Origin of the sequence: Dyadobacter frigoris (assembly GCF_005280585.1) — a bacterium.
GTDB classification, from domain to species: domain Bacteria; phylum Bacteroidota; class Bacteroidia; order Cytophagales; family Spirosomataceae; genus Dyadobacter; species Dyadobacter frigoris.
Window position 1 is genome coordinate 535,713 of sequence record NZ_SZVO01000001.1, and the last position, 22,292, is coordinate 558,004.

Annotated in this window: 27 protein-coding genes; 10 read left to right on the plus strand and 17 right to left on the minus strand. The window is 38.5% G+C overall.

What is annotated here, in order from left to right:
- The first annotated feature begins 102 nt into the window (after positions 1-102).
- Entirely contained in the window at positions 103-252 is a 150-nt protein-coding gene (locus FDK13_RS35990) for an alpha-L-fucosidase (protein ID WP_229215873.1), read from the plus strand.
- Between the two features lie 48 nt (positions 253-300).
- On the plus strand, positions 301-1,458 hold the full coding sequence (locus tag FDK13_RS02405) for an alpha-L-fucosidase (protein ID WP_229215874.1): 1,158 nt from the start codon (positions 301-303) through the stop codon (positions 1,456-1,458).
- 75 nt (positions 1,459-1,533) lie between these two features.
- On the opposite strand, the gene FDK13_RS02410 is transcribed toward FDK13_RS02405, so the two are convergent.
- The 8 genes from FDK13_RS02410 to FDK13_RS02445 all read right to left on the minus strand — a co-directional run bounded on the left by FDK13_RS02410 (position 1,534) and on the right by FDK13_RS02445 (position 8,376).
- Entirely contained in the window at positions 1,534-1,833 is a 300-nt protein-coding gene (locus tag FDK13_RS02410) for a hypothetical protein (RefSeq protein WP_137338371.1), read from the minus strand.
- A 218-nt stretch (positions 1,834-2,051) separates the two neighbouring features.
- The gene (locus FDK13_RS02415) at positions 2,052-2,351 is read right to left on the minus strand and encodes a Dabb family protein (RefSeq protein WP_137338372.1); all 300 of its coding nucleotides are present in this window, start codon (positions 2,349-2,351) and stop codon (positions 2,052-2,054) included.
- Between the two features lie 29 nt (positions 2,352-2,380).
- Entirely contained in the window at positions 2,381-3,472 is a 1,092-nt protein-coding gene (locus FDK13_RS02420; protein WP_137338373.1) for a sensor histidine kinase, read from the minus strand.
- Between the two features lie 150 nt (positions 3,473-3,622).
- Positions 3,623-4,105 carry a hypothetical protein gene (locus tag FDK13_RS02425; RefSeq protein ID WP_137338374.1) on the minus strand — a complete coding sequence of 161 codons (483 nt, stop codon included), beginning with the start codon at positions 4,103-4,105 and terminating at the stop codon, positions 3,623-3,625.
- Between the two features lie 131 nt (positions 4,106-4,236).
- Positions 4,237-5,511, minus strand: a complete 1,275-nt coding sequence (locus tag FDK13_RS02430) for a Glu/Leu/Phe/Val family dehydrogenase (RefSeq protein ID WP_137338375.1) — start codon at positions 5,509-5,511, stop codon at positions 4,237-4,239.
- A gap of 301 nt (positions 5,512-5,812) precedes the next feature.
- The gene (gene typA, locus FDK13_RS02435) at positions 5,813-7,627 is read right to left on the minus strand and encodes a translational GTPase TypA (protein ID WP_137338376.1); all 1,815 of its coding nucleotides are present in this window, start codon (positions 7,625-7,627) and stop codon (positions 5,813-5,815) included.
- 213 nt (positions 7,628-7,840) lie between these two features.
- Positions 7,841-8,110, minus strand: coding sequence for a DUF2442 domain-containing protein (locus FDK13_RS02440; RefSeq protein WP_137338377.1), 270 nt, complete (start codon positions 8,108-8,110; stop codon positions 7,841-7,843).
- A gap of 2 nt (positions 8,111-8,112) precedes the next feature.
- Positions 8,113-8,376: a DUF4160 domain-containing protein gene (locus FDK13_RS02445; protein WP_137338378.1), complete on the minus strand. Its 264-nt coding sequence runs from the start codon at positions 8,374-8,376 to the stop codon at positions 8,113-8,115.
- A 185-nt stretch (positions 8,377-8,561) separates the two neighbouring features.
- Here FDK13_RS02445 and FDK13_RS02450 point away from each other — a divergent pair, with 185 nt between their 5' ends.
- The 4 genes from FDK13_RS02450 to FDK13_RS35280 all read left to right on the plus strand — a co-directional run bounded on the left by FDK13_RS02450 (position 8,562) and on the right by FDK13_RS35280 (position 11,795).
- Positions 8,562-10,154, plus strand: coding sequence for a M28 family peptidase (locus tag FDK13_RS02450; protein WP_137338379.1), 1,593 nt, complete (start codon positions 8,562-8,564; stop codon positions 10,152-10,154).
- Positions 10,155-10,247: 93 nt separating this feature from the next.
- Positions 10,248-11,114 (plus strand): TraB/GumN family protein, encoded by an 867-nt coding sequence (locus tag FDK13_RS02455; RefSeq protein WP_137338380.1) that lies wholly within the window; start codon positions 10,248-10,250, stop codon positions 11,112-11,114.
- Between the two features lie 40 nt (positions 11,115-11,154).
- Positions 11,155-11,598 carry a DUF6934 family protein gene (locus tag FDK13_RS02460; RefSeq protein WP_137338381.1) on the plus strand — a complete coding sequence of 148 codons (444 nt, stop codon included), beginning with the start codon at positions 11,155-11,157 and terminating at the stop codon, positions 11,596-11,598.
- A gap of 29 nt (positions 11,599-11,627) precedes the next feature.
- Entirely contained in the window at positions 11,628-11,795 is a 168-nt protein-coding gene (locus FDK13_RS35280) for a hypothetical protein (RefSeq protein WP_170982693.1), read from the plus strand.
- 28 nt (positions 11,796-11,823) lie between these two features.
- Here the strand turns inward: FDK13_RS35280 and FDK13_RS02465 are convergent, their stop codons facing one another.
- Positions 11,824-13,281 carry an NADH-quinone oxidoreductase subunit N gene (locus FDK13_RS02465; protein ID WP_137338382.1) on the minus strand — a complete coding sequence of 486 codons (1,458 nt, stop codon included), beginning with the start codon at positions 13,279-13,281 and terminating at the stop codon, positions 11,824-11,826.
- 158 nt (positions 13,282-13,439) lie between these two features.
- Here FDK13_RS02465 and FDK13_RS02470 point away from each other — a divergent pair, with 158 nt between their 5' ends.
- A complete protein-coding gene (locus FDK13_RS02470) occupies positions 13,440-14,075 on the plus strand; it encodes a hypothetical protein (RefSeq protein WP_137338383.1) in 636 nt (211 codons plus the stop codon).
- 19 nt (positions 14,076-14,094) lie between these two features.
- Here the strand turns inward: FDK13_RS02470 and FDK13_RS02475 are convergent, their stop codons facing one another.
- The 7 genes from FDK13_RS02475 to FDK13_RS02505 all read right to left on the minus strand — a co-directional run bounded on the left by FDK13_RS02475 (position 14,095) and on the right by FDK13_RS02505 (position 19,123).
- Positions 14,095-14,592: a hypothetical protein gene (locus FDK13_RS02475; protein ID WP_137338384.1), complete on the minus strand. Its 498-nt coding sequence runs from the start codon at positions 14,590-14,592 to the stop codon at positions 14,095-14,097.
- Between the two features lie 8 nt (positions 14,593-14,600).
- Positions 14,601-14,783 (minus strand): hypothetical protein, encoded by a 183-nt coding sequence (locus tag FDK13_RS02480; protein WP_137338385.1) that lies wholly within the window; start codon positions 14,781-14,783, stop codon positions 14,601-14,603.
- A 152-nt stretch (positions 14,784-14,935) separates the two neighbouring features.
- The gene (locus FDK13_RS02485) at positions 14,936-15,424 is read right to left on the minus strand and encodes a hypothetical protein (RefSeq protein ID WP_137338386.1); all 489 of its coding nucleotides are present in this window, start codon (positions 15,422-15,424) and stop codon (positions 14,936-14,938) included.
- A gap of 50 nt (positions 15,425-15,474) precedes the next feature.
- Positions 15,475-16,797 carry a signal recognition particle protein gene (ffh, locus tag FDK13_RS02490; RefSeq protein WP_137338387.1) on the minus strand — a complete coding sequence of 441 codons (1,323 nt, stop codon included), beginning with the start codon at positions 16,795-16,797 and terminating at the stop codon, positions 15,475-15,477.
- Between the two features lie 133 nt (positions 16,798-16,930).
- Positions 16,931-17,743, minus strand: a complete 813-nt coding sequence (locus FDK13_RS02495) for a mechanosensitive ion channel family protein (protein WP_137338388.1) — start codon at positions 17,741-17,743, stop codon at positions 16,931-16,933.
- 241 nt (positions 17,744-17,984) lie between these two features.
- The gene (locus tag FDK13_RS02500) at positions 17,985-18,641 is read right to left on the minus strand and encodes a hypothetical protein (protein WP_137338389.1); all 657 of its coding nucleotides are present in this window, start codon (positions 18,639-18,641) and stop codon (positions 17,985-17,987) included.
- Entirely contained in the window at positions 18,638-19,123 is a 486-nt protein-coding gene (locus FDK13_RS02505) for a hypothetical protein (protein WP_137338390.1), read from the minus strand. The genes FDK13_RS02500 and FDK13_RS02505 overlap by 4 nt, the downstream gene beginning before the upstream one ends.
- A gap of 134 nt (positions 19,124-19,257) precedes the next feature.
- On the opposite strand from FDK13_RS02505, the gene FDK13_RS02510 reads away from it, so the two are divergent.
- From FDK13_RS02510 to FDK13_RS02520, 3 genes are all read left to right on the plus strand, one after another.
- The gene (locus tag FDK13_RS02510) at positions 19,258-19,863 is read left to right on the plus strand and encodes a Uma2 family endonuclease (RefSeq protein ID WP_137338391.1); all 606 of its coding nucleotides are present in this window, start codon (positions 19,258-19,260) and stop codon (positions 19,861-19,863) included.
- A 120-nt stretch (positions 19,864-19,983) separates the two neighbouring features.
- Positions 19,984-20,664, plus strand: coding sequence for a MotA/TolQ/ExbB proton channel family protein (locus tag FDK13_RS02515; RefSeq protein ID WP_137338392.1), 681 nt, complete (start codon positions 19,984-19,986; stop codon positions 20,662-20,664).
- Between the two features lie 52 nt (positions 20,665-20,716).
- Positions 20,717-21,109, plus strand: a complete 393-nt coding sequence (locus FDK13_RS02520) for an ExbD/TolR family protein (protein ID WP_137338393.1) — start codon at positions 20,717-20,719, stop codon at positions 21,107-21,109.
- A gap of 160 nt (positions 21,110-21,269) precedes the next feature.
- Here the strand turns inward: FDK13_RS02520 and FDK13_RS02525 are convergent, their stop codons facing one another.
- On the minus strand, positions 21,270-22,292 hold the full coding sequence (locus FDK13_RS02525) for a Gfo/Idh/MocA family protein (protein ID WP_137338394.1): 1,023 nt from the start codon (positions 22,290-22,292) through the stop codon (positions 21,270-21,272).

The window sequence follows — 22,292 nt, forward strand, 5'->3', positions numbered from 1 at the left end:
TGTAAATATTCTAATGAGAAATAATTACATGTAAAACTATCATATTAGAGTATTTTGTGCTGTTTTTCGCATCCTTAACATATATCTTGTATTCTTAAACTTATGATCAGACGAATATTTTTCTTAACACTATTTTGCAGTTTTTCACTTTTAGCCCAATCTCAACAACAAGTTGTCAACAATCCTGAGCGTGTCAAATGGTTTCAGGACCTGGGTTTTGGAATGTTTATTCACTGGAATGTGGACGTTTAGCTGGGTGCTGTTATCAGTCATTCTCTGGCGGGCGCATCGGATGAATATGTGGAACGTTATTTGAAAGAATTACCGACATTTTTCAATCCAAAGAAATTTGATCCGGACGAATGGGCGACTTTGGCCCGTTTGGCAGGAATGAAATATGTAGTTTTTACAACTAAACATCATTCCGGGTTTTGCATGTTTGATACAAAATCCACACCCTTTAATGTTATGAATACGCCTTTCAAACGTGACATAACGAAGGAAATTATTGATGCATTTCGTAAGCAGGGCATAGCTATCGGAATCTATTTTTCTCCGGAAGATTTTCTGTTTTTTCATCAAAACAATATTCCATTAGGCAGATTACAAAACGAAAAGCAATTCCCGATGAATAACCCAAAGCTGATGGATTATGATAAACAACAAGTGAAGGAGCTTTTGACAAATTATGGGAAAATTGATATCATGTTTTTTGACGGCCCCGGCGACGGACTTCGTGAATATGCATGGAGTATCAATCCTGATCTTGTGATTACCAGAGATGCTATGAACACACCGGAACAGAATATTCCCGATAAAGCCTCGCCTCGCCCGTGGGAGGCCTGCTACACGATGGGGACGGACTGGCAGTATAAACCGACAAATGATCCGCAAAAATCGGGTACGGAAATTATCAATATGTTGATAGAAATCAGAGCAAAAGGCGGAAATTTTCTATTAAATGTCGGTCCAAAACCTAACGGCGAAATTCAGATCGAGCAGGAAAGTTTGTTAAGGGAAATTGCATTGTGGAATTTTGCGAACCGTGAATCTATTTATGCAGTAAAACCTTTGCCTGTAATCCGGGATAAAAATATCTGGTTTACGCAATCCAATGATGAGAAATATATTTATGCCTTTGTCACAAGAAATTCTCCGGACGAGTGGAAATACGGCGAACGCAGGGATTTTCTTTTACCTATGATCGAGGGAAATGCCAAAACGAAAGTGAGCATTCTGGGTTACAAAAGTGAGCTGGTTGAATATGTTAATAATTTTGATGCATCCGTCAAAGTGGCACCAACACCGATTGGATTGGGAATAAGTGCCGTAAACGGACAACGTTTTTATACGAATCGTAGATGGCCAAACGCAGTGGTGATGAAGATCGAAAATGCCAAATTCAAAGCACCTGTCGAAGCAAAAACATCAAAATCCGGAATTGACGGAGCCAAGTAACTATTTTTTAAGCTTATAAAACGGAAAGAGCCGGAAGATTTGATCTCCCGGCTCTTTCCGTTTTATATCATCCAATTAACGTGGTCCATGTCCACGATCATTGTGGCCATAGCGGTTATTTCTTTGTCTGTTGTAACTCCGGTAGCTATGTCTGTCGTAATTTCTTCTCGACCGGTAATTATTTCTATACATTACTCTTGGCGGAGGAGTTGGTCTTACTACTACTACGGGACCTGGTGCTCTGTATCCATATCCACCGCCATATCCGTATCCATTATCGTAATATGGAGCCCGGGAATGATAAACGCAGGATGAAACACTCATGGCTGCGATAAGTATTCCAATATATAAACTAGCAATTCTGATCTTTTTCATGATTCGTTTGTTTGATGTTGTTCAACTGTAACGACCAGATAACAATAAATAATATGGAATAGTTACAATGACTTGAACAGCCGAATTTAGTTATCCACAGTTGTTGACAACCTGAAAAGTGTATCTGCTTGCTTATTTTGGCTTTTTAAAGACGATATCCACAAGTTATCCACAGTGTTTGTGTGGATAACTTGTGGATATCTTTTTGTGAATATTTGTTAAGCTTCTACGTCGTAGATCACAACTTTTTCCCAAAGGTGCGCGCAGTCTTCAACAAACTTTGTATGCAATGGATGAATCTGGTAAACATCATGACCAGCTTCATCATCAAAGATCATAATCTCAGCGAAATCGTAGCTTGCATCGATTACCGGTCTGCGGGTGGATGCTGGTGTACCAATGTAAACCGATACAATAGATTCGATGCCTTTCAGGGTTTCCAGGCCGGCGTGAAGCGCTTTTCGTGATTCTTCGTTCTCTTTATCTTTAAGCCAAAAAAATACGTTATGAACAAACATGGGAAAAAATTTATGAGTTGGTAAATAAATTAAGAATTCGTCTGTGTAATAAATGATTCTTCGTGATCAGCGTGTGTTGAGCCCTGGAAAACTTTTTCAAGTTTAAAAGTAAAGGTGGTTCCTTTATCCGGTTTTGACATCACGGCAATTTTGGTGTCGTGGGCATTAATAATATGTTTCACGATCGCTAATCCCAAACCGGTTCCGCCGCGTTCTTTAGACCTGCTTTTATCCACACGATAAAATCTCTCAAATATACGGGTTAAGTGTTCCGGTGGTATACCCGGACCATTATCACGGACAGAAATTTCTATAAATTTTTTACCACTGTTAAAATGTACAATTACTTTTCCACCTTCATTTCCATATTTTATTGCATTCTCAATCAGGTTTAGCATCACTTGTTCAATCCTGTCGAGATCTGCTTTTACCCAGACTTCTGCCAGGTCATCTGGTTTTACTTTAAGTGTAATATTTCTATCCTCTGCAATATTTTCTAATCTTCCGAAAATATTCAGACTAAGCTGGTGCATATCTACGGCCGTTATATTCATCTTGATATCACCCGTTTCCATTTGTGAAAGTACCAGCAGATCTTTAACCAACACATCCAGGCTGTCCAGATTTTTTGCAGCTTTTTTCAAAAAACGTTCACGAACATTTTCATCATCCATCGCACCGTCTAAAAGTGTGTGGATAAATCCCTGAGCGGCGAAAATCGGTGTTTTGAATTCGTGGGAAACGTCGGCCAGGAATTCCCTGCGGAATAATTCCAGCTTTTTCAGTTCGTCGATTTCTTTTTGTTTTTTAGAAACATAAACGAAAATTTCGTCATTCAGGGTTTTAAGAGGATTCAATTCCTGAATAAGCTTTTTACGCGGAACCATATTGAAATCCTTCATTTTGAGCTTGTGAATGGTGCGATACATTTTGTTCACTTCTCTGAAAACAATAATATCAATCGTGTAAAGAATCAGGAAAAAAGATGTGATGAAACAAGCTGTCGCGACAACGAAAAGCATACTTTTGTTGACACCGTCAACAAATGCTAAAAAGGATGTCGTGATCAGTGAAATGACAAAAGCCAATATAAGGGCAATGAAGCGTGGACTCAGCGACATAAGTGGGATTAACGTTCAGCCTGCAAATCAATGCAGTAATTTTGTTTCAAATAAAAAGATAAAGTTAACATTCTGAAAGGAATGAATCTCAATTTACCGGCAAGAACGTGGTTTATTAATATTTGGGTAATATATAATTTCAGAAATGAATTATTTACAACTTAACATTTCCAGCTTTTCGAGAAGGCTGGCGTATTTCCTGCCTTTTTTATTAAGCTGATCAATATAGATAAGCGCAAAAACCACGAATTGTATTACAGCGAATTCAATTAATTTAAAAGGTGTATTTTCAATTCCAGCCCGGCACAAAACAAGTCCTGTGTACAAAATAATATATGGAATTACATTGACCGTTATAGTTTTCTCTTTTTGTATTAGTTTAAAAACCGTGTCAATTTCATCTTTACCTTCGGGAGAATTAAAATGGATATTTTTCGCGATTTTGGAAAGTTGAAAATAATTGGCGTAAAGAAATAAGCAGAATATTATAATGACGAAAAGTCCCGCAATTAGCAAATAGGAATTAATAAAAAAGATAATCACCGCACAAGTACTGGCAATCGCAGGAATTATAAATATTCCTTTACCGCGTTCCTGAATAGAAGTTTTGATTTCGGCTAATTCATTTTCCATAATTTCGGGAGTCTAAGTATATGTGATTGAAATATATCGATAATTTGCTGATAATCAAATTTGTACATTACTAAACTAAAAAAGGAGAATAGCGTTTCGCTGTTCTCCTTTTTCCAATAAAGACGTTTTGCTTAAAATCCTCCGCGGAATTTGTAAGTACTTGATACTTTGTCAATTGCAACGATATAAGCCGCGATCCGAAGTGATACTTTATATTTTAATGAAACTTCATAAACGTGGTCGAATGCATCTTTCATGATCCGGTCGGTTCTGCGATTAACGCGCTCCAGTGTCCATTTGTAGCCAATACGGTTTTGAACCCATTCAAAATAAGAAACAGTGACACCGCCTGCATTCGCCAAAATATCCGGCACAACCATAATTCCTTTGTCATTGATAATATCGTCGGCTTTGAAAGAAGTTGGACCATTTGCACCTTCTACAATCATTTTTGCCTGAATACTTTCAACATTTCTACGTGTAATCACGTCTTCTTTTGCAGCAGGGACAAGCAAATCAACCGGCAGAGAAAATATTTCATCTCCTGAAATTGATTCCGCTCCTGTAAATCCTTCCAATGAACCTTTATTTGCATCGCGATACGCTATGGCTGCCGCGATATCAATTCCTTTATCATTGTAATAAGCTCCTGAAATATCACTGATCGCGTGAATACTTACGCCACGTTCACGCAATAAAGAAGCGGCATGAGACCCAACGTTTCCGAAACCCTGGACTACCGCAGTAGCTCTGTAAGGATTGATGCGCAATTTTTCCATACCTGCCAAAGCAGAAACCATTACCCCACGTCCGGTGGCTTCGGTGCGTCCCAAAGATCCGCCTAAAACGAGCGGCTTACCTGTAACAACCGCCTGAATCGTCATTCCTTTTGCTTTGGAATATTCATCCATCAGCCAGGCCATTTCTCTTGGGCCGGTTCCCATGTCAGGTGCCGGAATATCCTGGTCAGGACCGAAAACGTCTAGTAGCGCAATGGTATAGCCACGCATCAGCCGTTCCATTTCTCCGGCAGACATTTCGCGCGGATTACACGCAACACCACCTTTTGCACCACCGTATGGAATATCCACTACGGCGCATTTCCAGGTCATCCATGCTGCCAGCGCGCGCACTTCATCAATATTAACATCCGGATCAAAACGGATGCCGCCTTTACTTGGGCCAAGGATCGTTGAGTGAATTACCCGATATCCTTCAAAAACTTTTATTTTGCCGGAATCCATGGTAACAGGAATTCCTACTGTAACCTGCTTGCGCGGAACTTTCAAAATGTGGTACATCTCGTCAGATATACCCAAAAGTTCTACTGCCTTGTCAAATCTTTGCATCATAGACTCCAACGGATTCTCTTTATCCTTAATGGGAGCCGGTTCTATATATGCCATTTCAATATTAAATTAATAATCTGATAATAAGTATGTTAATGGAATTTCATTGTTTGATAATACAAACATACATGTTTTCGACATATTAAAGATATAACCTGTTCAATCTTGAAATTGTATAAAATATTGAGTAAAAAATATTGTTTTATAGTTATCAGGAAAGATGAAACGATGACACTGCATATTCGGTGCTTTCCAAATATTTTCTATGGTTTGCGGAGAAATTGAGAATGAAAAAAAAACAAAAAAAGGAAGCACAATTTGTGCTTCCTTTTTTAATAATGAATTTGATTCGCTTGAATTAAACCATTTCGATTTTAGCACCGAAACGTTTACGATCATTTTCTTCAAGATATATTTTCCGCATACGCATGCTTTGCGGAGTTACTTCAAGATATTCGTCTTTCTGGATATATTCCATTGATTCCTCCAAAGAGAAATTAATTTTTGGAACGATACGAAGTCCGTCATCCGTACCAGAAGCACGCATGTTGGTCAATTTCTTCGCTTCCTGCAAGTTTACAACAATATCATTTGGACGAGTATGTTCTCCAATTACCTGACCTGCGTAAATTTCTTCACCTGGTTCAACGAAGAAACGTCCACGATCCTGCAATTTGTCAATTGTATAACCCGTTGCAGCTCCTGTGTTTTTCGAGATAATTGATCCACTGTTACGTCCTGGAATTGGTCCACGGAATGGCTCAAAACTTTTGAAACGGTGCGTCATTGTAGCTTCTCCTTGTGTTGCAGTAAGCAAGTTAGAACGAAGACCGATTAATCCGCGAGAAGGAATTTCAAATTCCAAATGCTGCAAATCACCTTTTGGTTCCATAATCAAAAGTTCACCTTTACGTTGGCTGGCTAATTCAATTACTTTACCTGAAGAAGATTCAGGAACGTCAACGACCAATGTTTCAATTGGTTCAAGGCGTTGTCCATTATCGTCTGTTTTGAAAAGAACCTGAGGCTGTCCAACCTGCAATTCATAACCTTCACGACGCATCGTTTCGATCAAAACTGACAAGTGAAGGATACCACGTCCAAAGACCAGGAACTTATCTTCAGTATCTGTTGCTTCTACACGAAGTGCAAGGTTTTTCTCCGTTTCTTTCATCAAACGATCACGTAAGTGACGAGATGTAACGAATTTACCTTCTTTACCATAGAATGGCGAGTTATTGATCGTAAACAACATGTTCAATGTTGGTTCGTCAACAGAAATACGTGGAAGTGCTTCCGGGTTTTCAGCATCTGCCAAAGTGTCTCCGATTTCGAAATCTTCAATACCTGTTACAGCACAAATATCACCTGCTTCAACTTCACTTACTTTTACTCTTCCAAGACCTTCAAAAACCTGAAGTTCTTTAATTTTTACTTTTTTGATAACACCGTCTGCTTTACAAAGAGACATAACAGCGCCTTCTTTCAAAGTTCCGCGCAATACACGTCCGATAGCGATACGACCAACGAATGCATTGTAGTCAAGAGACGTAATTTGCATCTGTGGGGTACCCGGATGGATAATGGCAGCAGGGATCTGATCAATAATAGTATCCAACAAGAAAGTAATGTTGTCCGTAGGAGTTTTCCAGTCAGGACCCATCCAACCTTGTTTAGAAGAACCGTAAACGGTTGTAAAGTCTAACTGATCTTCTGTTGCACCCAAGTTGAACATCAAGTCAAAAACGCTTTCCTGAACTTCTTCAGGGCGACAGTTTTCTTTATCAACTTTGTTTACAACAACGATTGGTTTCAAACCAAGCTGAATCGCTTTTGTTAAAACGAAACGCGTTTGAGGCATAGGACCTTCAAATGCATCCACGAGTAGCAAAACACCGTCAGCCATTTTAAGTACACGTTCCACTTCTCCACCAAAATCGGCGTGACCTGGTGTGTCAATAACATTGATTTTGTAGTCTTTGTAACGTACCGAAACATTTTTCGAAACGATAGTGATACCACGTTCGCGCTCTAAATCATTGTTGTCAAGAATCAGATCACCGAATTCCTGGTTTTCACGAAAAAGCTTCGAAGCATGAATGATTTTGTCGACCAATGTTGTTTTGCCGTGGTCAACGTGCGCAATAATTGCGATGTTACGAATGGATTGCATTGTTTTATAAGTCAATTGTTTACGGTTAACAGCAGGCACAGTAATAGGTGCCCCCTGGCTCGCCGCTATGCTGTGTTCTTGCTGAACTTTCTGAAATAAGGTGCAAAGATACGTAGTTTTTTGGCTGAATAACAGTTATTTACAATTTTTTTATTGTTAACAATCCAAAAACGCCATTTAAGCTAAGAGAAGTGCAAAAAGTTACTGAAAATATTAGATGGGTGCTATATAGGATTTAGATGTTTTGTATAGATTATCGGGATCAAAATCGACACCATTATTCCAATGAAGTGTTCCGTATGAATCCAGTTGAACTGACTTGAAATATTCTTTGTCTGCCAATTCGCTAATCAGTCCGTCATTAATAATTTTATACCTTTCGACTGTATCCTTTAAATCGATAATCCTTACCTCGCCTGTATTAAAAAGACAGGAAATAGCATAATCATGGATTGACACAATCTTTTTTATATAGTACAACATAGTCAGGCCAACGGTTCAATTTTATTCCAGGATTTAAAATCCTTACCGAGATTAATAAAATTTTCTAAAAGCTCCTCTTCGTGAATAGATGTCCAAAGCTGAATTGATTTCAGTTGTTTCGGAGGTAAATATCCTTCAATTATATCAGCCGTTTTGATATTAATAATGGCTCTGTACTCCTGGAATTCTACATGGAAATGAGGTGGATTGTGATCATCAAAAAACATTTTAATGATCATCCCCAGAAAACGACTTATTTCGGGCATTGTTAACTTTTTAGTGTGTGTCTTATAAAGTTAAAGTTAGCAGCTTCAAAGTCACAAATCAACTAGTTTTCCTTTGAACTTAACACAGGTTGGTAATTAAAAATTCATAAGCATAACAAGAATTTGGCTTTCGCCGTTGTCTTTGTTTTCTTTGTACGAATTCTATTTCTTTTATAATTCCCACCATGACAAAAAACATACTCGCAGGAATGTTCCTGATGCTCTCTACCTTGAGCTATTCGCAGGATGATGCGACAAAATATGCCGAAAGTATAACAGCTCAGGATCTCAAAAAACATCTGGTTATCATCGCTTCTGATAGTCTGGAAGGCCGTGATACAGGTTCACCGGGACAGAAAAAGGCGGCGGAATATGTTTCTAAATATTTCAAATCCTACGGTTTACAGCCGATTGCTGATAATGGCGACGGAGTGAAATCGTATCTCCAAAAATACAAGCTTTACAAACGAAGCTATGGTGATGTTTATGTGAAAATTGACGGCAAGAAATACGCCTTTAACAAGGATTTTTATCTTAACGGTTTGCTAAGTATTCCTGAGGAAACTGAAACGCCTATTGTTCTGGCTGGTTATGGAATTGAAGAAGGCAGTTATAATGATTACGCAACGTTGGACGTAACTGGGAAATCAGTCATTCTTTTTGAAGGCGAACCTAAATCAGAGGATGGAAAATATCTTTTAAATAATACTACTGAAAAAACAAAGTGGAGCGGGCCGCTTTCCTGGCAGCAAAAAGTGAAACTGGCATTGTCAAAAGGTGCTAAATTCATCTTTATTATTACGGACAAAAGTGGAGAAGATCTGGATAAGGAAATACGCCAGCGCGCTGTAATGGCCAGAAGATTCAGTTCTCCGACTTTGAAACCAGTTCAGGAATCTCCGAATGGGATGGCGTCTTTTGTGATTATGCCGGAAATGGCTGCTTCTTTATTGAAAACATCGTCTCAAAAATTAAGCAAAATAAAATCTGATCTTGACAAAGGAAGTAAATCGACTGCAAAACCTTTAACCGGTAAGGCTTCTTTCAAAGCGGAGCGAATTACTGAGATTGTCAATACCGAAAACGTTGCCGGCTTTATGGAAGGCACCGATAAAAAGGATGAGGTTTTGGTGATTTCTGCTCATTTGGATCACATCGGAATTTCAGCAAATGGTGAAATTAATAACGGTGCAGATGACGATGGTTCAGGAACCGTTTCTATCGTTGAGATTGCAGAAGCGTTTAGCAAAGCAAAAGCAGATGGGAAAGGCCCGAGAAGAAGTATTCTGTTTTTAAATGTTACAGGCGAAGAAAAAGGACTTTTTGGTTCGGAATATTACTCTGAAAATCCATTACTGCCGCTAGAAAATACGATTGCTGATTTAAATATTGACATGATTGGCCGGGTAGATGAAGTACACAAAAATGATCCGAAATATGTGTACGTGATCGGTGCGGATAAATTATCGTCCGAGCTTCATGCGATCAGTGAAGAGGCAAACAAAAAATACATTAATTACAAACTGGATTATACTTTCAATGATCCAAAAGATCCGAACCGTTTCTACTACCGTTCTGATCATTACAATTTTGCCAAGAAAAATATTCCTGTGATTTTCTATTTCACAGGTGTTCATGAGGATTATCACCGTCCGGGTGATGATGTTGAAAAAATCATGTTTGACAAGCAGGCGCCGATTGTTAAGCTGGTATTTTATACGGCTTGGGAACTGGCTAATCGTGAAGAGCGGATTAAGGTGGACAGCCATAAAGAATAAGTTTGTAAAATTAAAGAGAAGAGACGCAAGGAATAACCAAAACTTTGCGTCTCTTTGTTTTTTACTCCACACCAATTATTTAATCGTTTTCAAATGAAAATCGGATCTTTCGTCGTTAGCTTACTGTTAATAGCCAGCATTGTCTCAGCTCAAAATGCACCAAAGGAAAATTCGCTGCTTTGGGAAATTTCAGGAAAAGGGCTTACCAGACCTTCCTACCTTTTCGGAACTATACATCTTATTTGTCCAGCCGACTTTTTATTAAGTGACTCACTCAAAAATGCAGTTTCAAAGACCCGGCAACTGGCTTTGGAAATTGATATGGATGATCCTGGCTTAATGGGTGCCATGACAAAGACCATGTTTATGGCTGATGGTAAAACGTTGCAGGGAATACTTACTGAAAAACAATATACACAGCTGAGCCAGTTTTATAAGGATTCATTGGGAATGGACATTATCTCATTTGGAAGAGCTAAACCTTTTATGATGATGGGGCCGATGTTTAATAAAATACTGGGCTGTGAGCCGCAGTCCTACGAAATTTCATTAATGGGTTTGGCAGTAAAACAAAAGTCAGAAGTTATTGGTCTTGAAACAATTGAAGAGCAAATGGCCATTTTTGACACCATTCCCTATAACCGCCAGGCGGAAATGCTTCTTACGATGATTGAAAAACTTCCGGAAACCAAATCAGAATTTCATGATCTGGTCGAATTATATAAAAAGCAGGATCTGCAAAGTTTATATAATCTGACGCTTAAAAGTGAATTTGGCATGGATGGGCAGGATGAAGTAATGCTTTTTCAACGTAACCAAAACTGGATTAAACGTATTGATAAAATCGTCCACGAAAAACCAACCTTTATTGCCGTTGGAGCCGCGCATTTGGGTGGGGAAAAAGGAGTTATTGCTTTGTTGAGGAAGGATGGGTTTAAGATTAGGGCTGTTGGGAGGTAAGGAATTATATTACTTAATAAAAGTTAATCACACACACGAAATGGATGCAACACGTTACGTTTTAACAAAGGATTATGATCCGTTTATTTATCAGTTTATTAGTAATGGACCGAGAGGGGATATAAAAAAGATTATTCAATTTCAACTTATTGATCTTGAAAATAATTTATATAACCTAGCTTTTGGCGACTGGAATGAATTGACAAAACAAATGGATGATTTAGTCGTTTCAAATAATCATGATAAACAAAAAGTCTTAACTACGGTTGCATTTGCGGTAAAGGATTTTATTGAGAATTATCCAAATGCAAACATTTTTGCCAAAGGGAGTACTCATGTTCGAACTCGTGTTTACCAAATTGGCATTTCTCTGTTTTTAGAAGAAATATCAAATTATTATAGAATATTGGGGTATGTCGATGATCAATGGGAGTTATTCGAAACTGGTGTAAATTATGAGTCTTTTTTGTTATCCAAGAAATGATTAATTTAGTGAAATAAAACACATTAACTATGAAGACTATAACGAGCAGAAATAAAATCGTCATACCTGAAATTAAGGTTGATAAAGGAATCCCTGATATTTCTAACGATCCATTTTTTTTACAGAAAAAACAAAATGCGATAGAGTTTTTGAAACAACATCCTATCCCGGGAAATATGCTTCAAAAACAGAAATAAGAAGTAGTCAATTTGCGTATAATTCTTTTCAAAAAGCCGAAATCCAACTCATTATCCATTCCGGATTAAAGAATAACAATATCACTGCTGCCAGGAAAATACCAGCAATGACTTTCCCCAATGCACTTTCGTTAGAGGCGGAATTTCCCTCGTTTGAATTTTTGAAGAACAAGAGATACGGTAATCTTAGATAATAAGCCAGCGCAACGGCAGCATTTAAAGTTCCTCCGATCATCAGCCAAAGCATCCACGGAAATCCCTGGTCATGATAGCTGTCCCAAAGCGCAGAAAATATCAGCCACTTTGCTGTGAAACCTACGGTAGGCGGTAATCCTGCAAGAGCGATCATAATAACCGTCAGGATACCAGAAATCCATATATTTTGTTTGCCCAAACCTTCGAACGCTGATAATTCGGTGGTAGCTTTTGGTTGTAATAAATCGATTAAGAAAAATGCTGCCATATTTACAATCAGATACGATGCTGTATAAAAAACGGCCGTTTCAAATCCAAAACGGCTGTAAGACGCAACGCCAACCAATAAATATCCGGCTTGTGCAATCGATGAATAGGCTAACAATCGTCTGGCGTTAGTCTGCCATAAAGCAGCCACATTTCCGATTGTGATACTAATCAAAGCAATCCCGCCAAGTATAGGGAAATATTGTGCGGGCAATACGGAAGCCAAACGCATTAAGACCAAAATAACGGCTGCTTTTGGAGCAACAGAAAGAAATGAAACCAGTGGAGTAGGAGCTGCTTCATAGACATCCGGTGTCCAGACGTGAAAGGGAACAAGGGATAATTTGAAAAGTAAACCAGCCAGCGTCATCACAATAGAAACTGTGATGACCAGATTTGAATTGTTCATCAAACCAGCGGTCATTGCTTCGCTGGTGATATCCATTGTTCCGGTAAGTCCGTAAATCAATGAAATTCCATAAAGCATTACCGCTGAACTGGCAGCGCCAAAAAGCAAATATTTTAATCCGCCTTCGGCCGCTTTTTTATACGGAGAAATGGCCACTAAAAGATAACTGCTAATCGAAATAAGTTCAAGTGATAAATAGATCGTCAGCAAATGTGTAGACATTGTGAGCAGATTCAAACCTGCGACAGCGGCTATGAGTAACGCATTAAATTCAGGCGGAAAATCGTATTTTAAAATACGGACATGGATAAGCGAGAAAATCCAGGCCAGAATAATCATCACTTTAAAAAACACCGACTGGTGATCCAGGAATAATAATGGATGAAACCGGAATGAAGGTTTATCATTCCATTGTCCCAAAACCAGGATTAGTGCTACTAAACTTCCTGCAAGTGCCAGATTCTGGAGCCAGAAAGAAGCCTTCTTTTTTTCGAATTGTTTAAATAAAACTAATTCAGAAAAAAGAAAAAAACAGAAAAACACGGCCAGGAAAATCTCAGGAGCAATTCCTCCCAGGCTTTGGCGTATATGGATGAGTTGTTCGTTTAAGTTCAAAAGCGCGGGTACAATTTTTTTGGCAAAAGTACATAAAGATGGTAGGGAATCTAAACGATCGAGAGGAATAAACCAATTTGTTTGTTGATTTCTATCGAATTCTTTAGCTCAGGTACCATAAGAAAAAGTCAAATTTACAGTATAAACTAAATCATATTATGAAAAATGTTCACCGGATTTTATTCATTGCCGCTTTATTTTTTACAATAAATGCACAGGCCCAGGATTCAACCGGACTTACGGGTACTCCGATAAAAGAAGTTCAGTATACAAGTGACAATTCGCCATACCTCACTCAGGAATGGTATAGAGGTTTGGTTAGAGATAAATCCGGGAAACCCTATGATGGTGTTTTGATTAATTATGATCTCGTAAAAGACCAGATTGTCTATAAAAACGGCTCCAGCTCATACGTGCTCGGCCCGGAAATTACGGAATTCAATATTCCAACCGGAACGGCTCTTTATACTTTCAAACGTGGATTTCCGGGAGCTGTCGGATTAACGGATAAAAATTTTTACCAGGTTTTGTATGATGGAAATACAAAACTTTTAAAACATTACAAAAAATCAGGAACTGGTGCGACAGATGAAAGTCTGTATATTTTGAAAGGAGACAAATTGACTCCGATCCAATTGAAAGACAGAAACAGTTTTCTGAAAGTGCTTTCGGATGAAAAAAATAAAATGCAGTATGTTATAAAGGAAGAAAATCTGGATTTCGATGGCGCAGATGATGTAGCAAAATTGCTGGCTGAATATGACGCTTATAAAGCAGGCAGGGGAGGAAACTAGAAAAGTTTTTTACTCCTTTTTAAGACCCAGAAAAATAGTTCCGTTTTAAATGATCAATATCAGTTAAGTCTTTGGGTCTTCCCGTAGCTTCCTTGTCAGCAATCAGATCCTCGATACCTATAAACGAAAGCTCAAAGCCGTCATAGCCTACAGAATGCCGTCTTAAATAAGCCTCCTTGAATTTTATTGGGGCTTTTATATTTGGCAGAAGATCCAGTGTACAATCGTCCAAGGTATATCTTAAAAACGTATTTTGGGGGTCGGGTGATTGTTCCGCCTTAAGTTTGGTTACGTCAATTTTAAGGACCTCTAAAGCGTTTAACAATCGGAAGTAATTATCATAAGTTGGATTGTACCAGATATCCAGATCAGGTTCATCAATGTGCTCACCATTCTTAGCCGTTGACAACCTAATATAACCGTAATAGCCGACTGCGGTCCCGCCGACCACCATATGTTTAACCTCGAATTCGTTTAATGTGAACAGTATTTTGACCAAAGAGTCGTTTACATTCATACAAATTCCTATCTGAAAGAAAGTGTTTTTGCTTTTGAATGAGATTCTCCTTTTTGGTCAACGCTTCTCAGAAAATGGATAAAGCTTTCAAATTTTTTATAGCGTTCCATTACCACAACCACACTAACGGTGCCGGTTTTTGAATTGTCTTTCATTTCGTCGAAGCTGCTGAATTTTTCTAACTTTTTCATAGAATGATCGCTTTCTGTTTTATGGAAACACAGTAATATACAAATGTATTACATGAAATCTAAATATTTCATCTATCGTTATGATATTCAGCTGTTTTAAAGTAACAGTTTAGGCGCAGCTACTGGGCACCAACCGTCAAATTCGCTATTATCTATTGCGCTGCGTCTTCGATCTTCTTTTTCTTTTTGGTGAAAACATACACAACACCAAAATGACTTTTTAAAACACCGCTATCAAATTTATCTTTTACATAAGGATTCAGTTCCAGTGCTAATTGAATATTTCTGTTTTGTGGTAATGGTTTTATACGAACACCCACATTGAGGGAATATCCATCAACCGTTACCAAATCTGCTTTTGAGTCAGCGATACGATATAATGGATTCAGTCTTACTCCGCCACCAACATACCATTGTGTGATTTCCCCTCTTTTGAAATTAATCATTGGAAGAATATCAACACTAAGGCTGCTGAATAATGAGTTTGTCTGAAAACGGCCATCAACCCAAAATATCTTTCTCGGATTGGTACTTATCGTTAACAAATTGCTCCATGGATAATATCCCACTGAACCCTGCGCCAATAACCCCTCACGGCCGCAAACTAGAAAAAACACAATCAGGATCAGAAGTCGCTTCATGGATAAATTTGATGTTGAAAATTAAAATGCTTTACAGAATTCAAATGAGATTAACGGCGTAATGCTTTGCTCATTTTTCCTGCGGCCTGCATTGTATTCATTTTCTTCATCATCTTACGCATTTCATCGAATTGCTTTAAAAGATTATTGACCTGCAAAATTGAAGTCCCGCTACCCGTTGCAATACGTTTTTTACGACTTCCATCGATCAAATCCGGATTTTCGCGCTCTTTCTTCGTCATCGATTGGATAATTGCTTCAATTGGTTTGAAAGATTCGTTGTCAATGTTCACATCTTTCATAGCGGTTCCCATTCCAGGGATCATACCGATCAGATCTTTCACATTACCCATTTTCTTGATCTGCTGAAGCTGGCCCAAAAAGTCGTCAAAATCAAATTTGTTCTGACGCATTTTAGCGTTGATGCGTTTTGCCTCATCTTCATCAAACGCCTGTTGGGCGCGTTCAACCAAAGAAATAACGTCACCCATCCCAAGAATCCTGCTCGCCATACGATCAGGGTAGAAGGAATCAAGGGCTTCCATTTTTTCCCCTGTGCTGATGTATTTAATTGGCTTGTCAACAATCTGACGAATGGAAAGTGCAGCTCCGCCACGGGCATCGCCATCCAGTTTGGTCAATACAACACCATCAAAATTCAAACGTTCGTTGAAAGTTTTAGCAGTATTTACAGCATCCTGACCCGTCATGGAATCCACAACGAAAAGAATTTCGGAAGGTTTTACGGCAGACTTGATATCTTCCACTTCCTGCATCATCACTTCATCAATGGCCAAACGACCAGCTGTATCGACGATAACGATTTTTTTGCCAATTTTTCTTGCGTGTGCTACAGCATTGGTAGCAATTTGAACTGCGCTTTTGTTATCTGGTTCAGAATAAACCTCAACACCTACTTGTTCTCCAAGAACTTTCAACTGGTCAATCGCAGCGGGACGATACACGTCGCAGGCTACCAGAAGTACTTGTCTGCCTTGTTTTTTTAGTAAGTAAGATAACTTTCCTGAGAAAGTAGTTTTACCAGAACCTTGTAAACCAGCGATCAGAATAACAGCAGGATCTCCCTTGATGTTAATTCCTTCTGCCTGTCCGCCCATCAATTCAGTTAATTCTTCCTGAACAATTTTGACGAACATTTGACCCGGTTCCACGGATATCAATATTTTCCGGTCAAGGGCTTTTTCTCTGATCCGGTCGGTAATATCTTTTGCAATCTTAAAATTTACGTCGGCATCTACCAACGCTTTACGAACCTCTTTTGTAGTAGCGGCAACGTTTATATCAGAAATGCGATCCTTCCCTTTTAAAGTACGAAAGGCATTGTTTAGCTTATCCTGTAAGTTTTCAAACATAAATTGGTATGGATGAGATCGGAACTTGAATTGAAATAATGCACAAAGGTATAAATAAAAAGAGGAGTACAGGAAAGTTCATTCCCGTACTCCGTCATTTTATTCGATTTTTACTTATATAATTGATGAAATTTTATTGTTTTAGCGCCACACTAAGCTCGGCTGGCTTAGGAGCCCCGATTCCGTCGGCTGCATATTGTTTGCTGATCCCCTCATTTACATAGTAATAGGTATCCCAGTAATTTTCACTCAGTGTCCAGACACGTACGTCAAAGAAAATTGCATTTTCTGTTAGTTTGGTAACTAAAATATCATGTTCAACATCTTTCAGTGCAGTTGGACAAGCATTGGTCACTTTTCTGATTGATGCTCTGATAGCATCCACGCCATTTTGGCTGCCGGCTGCAAAAACCATATCCACGCGTATTTTTCCCTTGGTTGAAATATTAGTAATCGGCGAGGTTGATAGTGCGCCATTTGGAAGAATAATCGTTTTGTTATCAACCGTAACTAAGATGGTATTGAAAATCTGGATTGCTTCTACCACACCTGTAAATCCCTGTGCATTTATTAATTCACCAACCCGGTAAGGTTTGAAAATCAGAATTAGAACACCTCCTGCAAAATTGGCAAGACTACCCTGCAAGGCAAAACCAACGGCCAAACTGGCTGCTCCGAGTACTGCGACAAAAGAAGTGGTTTGAATGCCAAGAATTCCTGCAATACTTAAAAGAAGCATTATATTCAGCATCACGCTAATCAAAGAATTCAAAAATGGCTGAACGTCACGATCGACATGTCTTTTGTCCATCAATGAACTTACCATGGAAGTGATTTTTCCAATCACGATCCGTCCGATAATCAGGACAAGAATTGCTAATAAAATTTTGCCGCCGTACTCTGATGCAGTGGCAATGATCTGAGCCTTGATAAGGTCGTAATTCATAATTTTGAGAGAGAAAGGGGGGATGAATAATGTTTGTTTTTGGAAGTTTAGACTATGACATTCTTTCGAAGTCACACCTTTGAAAAAAAAATTGAAAATTCTTGAATTTTACTCTCAATTTGAATTGTATTAGGCTGAATAACAGGTATGTTATAAAGATTAATAAAGGTATTATTTTATTTTAGAAAACAATAGAAGTTGTGGAATGTTAACAAATATGACACTACTATTCTGATATTTTTTAATGAACCTTGTAAAATAGTTGGGTAGAAAAACCAGGCGAGATCAGAAATGAATTTAAACCTTTGGTAATACCCACACCAGGAAAATAATCCGGACTTATATTTCCAGACATGCGAACGGCCATCGTGGTTCTGATCTGGAAACGAAGCATTAACTTTTTGTTCAGTTTTAGATCATAAGCGAGATAGGCCTCTGCACCGAAAGCGAAATTTTGATCATCTGTGAAACTCCCGGTATAATCTCCAAAAGTGGGCCCTTTAAAAGTATATTTTCCACGAAAGCCTGAAAAGGATATAATGGGCCCATAACCGAACCTTAGTGGTATCCTTTTATACTGGTTTTCAAAAGCCATTTTAATGTACACACCCTGAAATTTTTGAGACTGGGAGATCTGAGTCGTGTCAATTTTTGAAGTGCCTTGTGCAAAGCCGCCACTGAGCACCCAGTGTTTCCGAGGGTCTTTTCCAGGAAAAATAACATAAGGCTCGATGATGACCGTATTGCGTATTAAATATTTGTCGGGAAAAACATAGGAAGGTAAACTTTTTACCAAATCCAGACCAATATATACAAGTTTGGAGTCTTCGATAGCTTCCTGGGCATTACCGCAGAGCGACACCAGGCTCATGATAATTAGTAGTACGCTCTTTTTCATAATGATGCTTCAATTGATATTCCCGGACCTTCACTAGTGCCAAACGGACGTATTTTCTCGTCAAGTATATAGGATTGATAATCGACATGGACGTATTTAAATGTTGATTTAGTCTCAAACGAAGAATTCGGATATTTGGCGTCTACGACGAATCCGCAGCCATTTTTATAAGAAAAATCTCTTGCATAAAAAAGGGTCAGCGTATCTGTGCGGTTTTCAAATTCGAAAATATAGGTAGTGCTATCTGCGTTCAGGGAAATTGGGAAAGTAAAATCTTTTAATTGAGAGTAAGAATGTGAAGTGTAATTTTTCACCTGCTCGTCAAAAATACTTAAATCAATAGCTCCGGGTGCGGTTACCTTTTTAAGTAGAAAAGTATCAGCATCGATTGAAAGCCGGATCGTGAGTTCTTTTTGTGGACCGCAGTCAATACAGCCGCTTAACAGGAGAGTGAAGAAAAAGATGTGCATAATTATTTTCATCGTTGAGGAGTTAAGTAGTTGTTATTCAGGAGACACAAGAAATATCAATATGGTTGTTTTTGGGGATTTTTAAAAATGTAGCTTTAACAGATTTTTACCTGAATTTTTTAAGATTTATTAAACAATAATTAAAAATGACAGCTTCTCCAATAAAATTATCAACTGCTGAGGATTATCTCTTTTATGAAAATAGGGCGGATTACAGAAGTGAATTTTTTCAAGGAGAAAAATTCAGAATGATTGTTAATGATGTAAATCATAATTGTGTCAAACAAAACTTATCCGGTATAATTGGCGCAATTTTAAAAGACAGGAAATATTTCCAAAGTTATTCTGGTAATCAGCGAATACATATTTTCGAAAATACCTTTTATGGTTACCCAGATTTACTAATTGTTTGTGGACCAAATCAATACGCTGAAAAGGATAAAAATTCTATTATCAATCCAACAGTTCTTATTGAGGTATTATCAGAAGGTACAGGTTCCTACGATCGTGGTGATAAATTTCGTTTTTACAGAGACATTGATAGTTTGAGAGAGTACGTCTTAGTCAATTCGATTAATGTAGGAGTAGAAATATTTAGAAGAACCGAAGATAATCATTGGTTACTTGCAGAGTACGCTTATCAATTATCTGATTCTATAACAATCCAATCCATAGAAGCTACTTTACAATTATCAGATTTATACGAAGGAACTGATAATGTAAAAGAAGGATGGGGTAGTCCCAAAGAGTAATTTTTCTATATTTGCCCTTTAAACAATAAGGGGCAGCTTGCTCCGTTTATTGTCAAGGTTGTTTTTATACTGACTTGATCTCATTTACATTAGCATAACTATTCACTTTTCACAATTAATATGATGCTTCTACAAGCACTTGCTGACTCTACTTTGGCTGCACCTGCCGCCGCGCAGGGACTATCTGTTATTGACCTTCTAGGAAAAGGGGGCGTAGTAATGATCCCGCTGGGGCTGCTTTTTGTTGCCACTTTATTTATCATCATCGAGCGTTACCTGGGAATTGGTTCCAATGGAAATATTGATTCTCAGTTTGTAGATAATGTGAAAGATTTTATTCAGCAAGGGAATTTGAAGTCCGCCGAATCATCTTGCCGTAATCAACGAAATGCTGCGGGTAGAATTTTCGAACGCGCTATTGGCCGTATCGGTTATCCGATCAAGGATATTGAAACTTCTATCGAAACATCAAGCCAGATCGAAATTCAGCGTATGGAAGGTAATCTGGGCTATCTTGGGGTAATTGCAGGTATCGCACCCATGCTTGGGTTTGTGGGTACAATTTCCGGGATCATTCGTATTTTCTATGATATTTCGGTGAGTAATGATTTCAATATCAGTACAATTGCGAGTGGTATGTATGAGAAAATGATTACGTCCGGTTCAGGTTTGATTATTGGTTTGCTTGCTTACGCAGGTTATCACTTGTTAAATATGAAGATTGACCGTTTTGCATTAAGACTTCAGGTGGCTGCGTCAGATTTTCTTGATGTGCTTCAAAAACCGGTTTCTTCGAAATAAACACCCGGAATGAGCCGCTTATTAATCTCATCTACCCATTGATACTTAAAATATGAAGATACGTCGAAAGAGCAGGTTTGCCCCTGAGGTCTTTACAAGCTCACTCAGCGATATTATGTTTTTCCTGATGTTGTTCTTTTTGATCATTTCAACGATGTCAAATCCGAACGTCATCAAACTGATGCTTCCCAAAGCATCAGCAACGCAGCAGATGTACAAAAAGCAGATTACTTTGTCAATTGACGACAAGAAAGTTTATTACATTGATAAAGAACCAATTCCGTTCGATCAGCTGGAAACCCAGCTGCAAACCCTGTTTGCGGGTGTTGAAGATCGTACAATTGTGCTTCGTGTAGATAAAAATCTTGCCGTTCAGGATCTGGTTGATGTGCTTGAAGTAGGAGCGAAACAAGATATAAAAATGGTAATGGCTACTGCGAAGTAATCAGGTTATCGATATAGCCGCAGAGCGGCAAAATAATTGTAGAAACCGCAATTGATATAATGATTTATAGGTGCAGCGCACCGAAATAATCAGTTCAAAAGGAAAAGTCTGAAATCATGACCGACTTCAGACTTTTCCTTTTTGTATTAAAAAATTTAAATTATAATTCTGCGCTCAAATATATTTTTTCAACAATATCCTGTAAAACGGCGCCTTCTTCACCCAGACAAATATTTGTTTGTTTTCCTGAAACAGCATCAATAAAGGCAGTTGTGTTTTTGAGTTGTGTATCTGTTTCTTCCATAAAGGGAAATTGAATATCCGCCAATTCTCCGGCAACTTCCGTGTGCAGTGAAAATGGATTTAAAACAGCTCCGGCCTTACTCCCAAAAACTTCCAGATTAATGATTTCTTCTTGCTTTTGATTTAAGGCAAAAGAACAGGACAAAGCAATACTTTTATTGTTGGCAAAAGTCAGGTATGCAAAACAAGCATCATCGACATCAAACTTAGCCGGATCCCATTGCCCTTTTAAGCCTTTGCCGCCTGTTTTGCCAATAAAATCATAAATGTTTCCTACCACTTTTTCGGGTTTTTGATATTCCATCATTCCCAGGGCCAAATCCAGTATATGAACGCCCAAATCGATCATAGCCCCACCTCCCTGAATTGTTTTATTGGTAAAATTCCCCCAACCAGGAATTCCTCTGCGACGCAGATAATTGGCTTTGATATGATAAACTTCCCCTAAATGTCCTTCATCCTGGCATTTTTTTAAAAGCAGATATTCAGAAGTTTGCCGGCGCTGGAAATTGTAAGCGAGTATCTTTCCTTTTTCCTTAGCCAGATCAGCCATTTCGCGGGCTTCTGCGGCAGTCATTGCCGGTGGCTTTTCACATAATACATGACAATCGTTTTTGAGCGCCTCCATCGTGTAATCGTAATGGAGATTGTTAGGTGTACAATTGATCACAAGATCCAGCTCACGGCTGCTAAACATGGTTTCAAGATTATCAAAGGCACCCGGAATACCATGTTGATCAGCCATCAAACGGGTTTTGTTGATATCACGACCGCAAACTGCAACAATTTCAACCTGATCGGATAACTTTTTTAACGCGGGAATGTGATTTTGATCCGCAATATGGCCACCGCCAATGATAGCGGCTTTAAGAAGTGACAT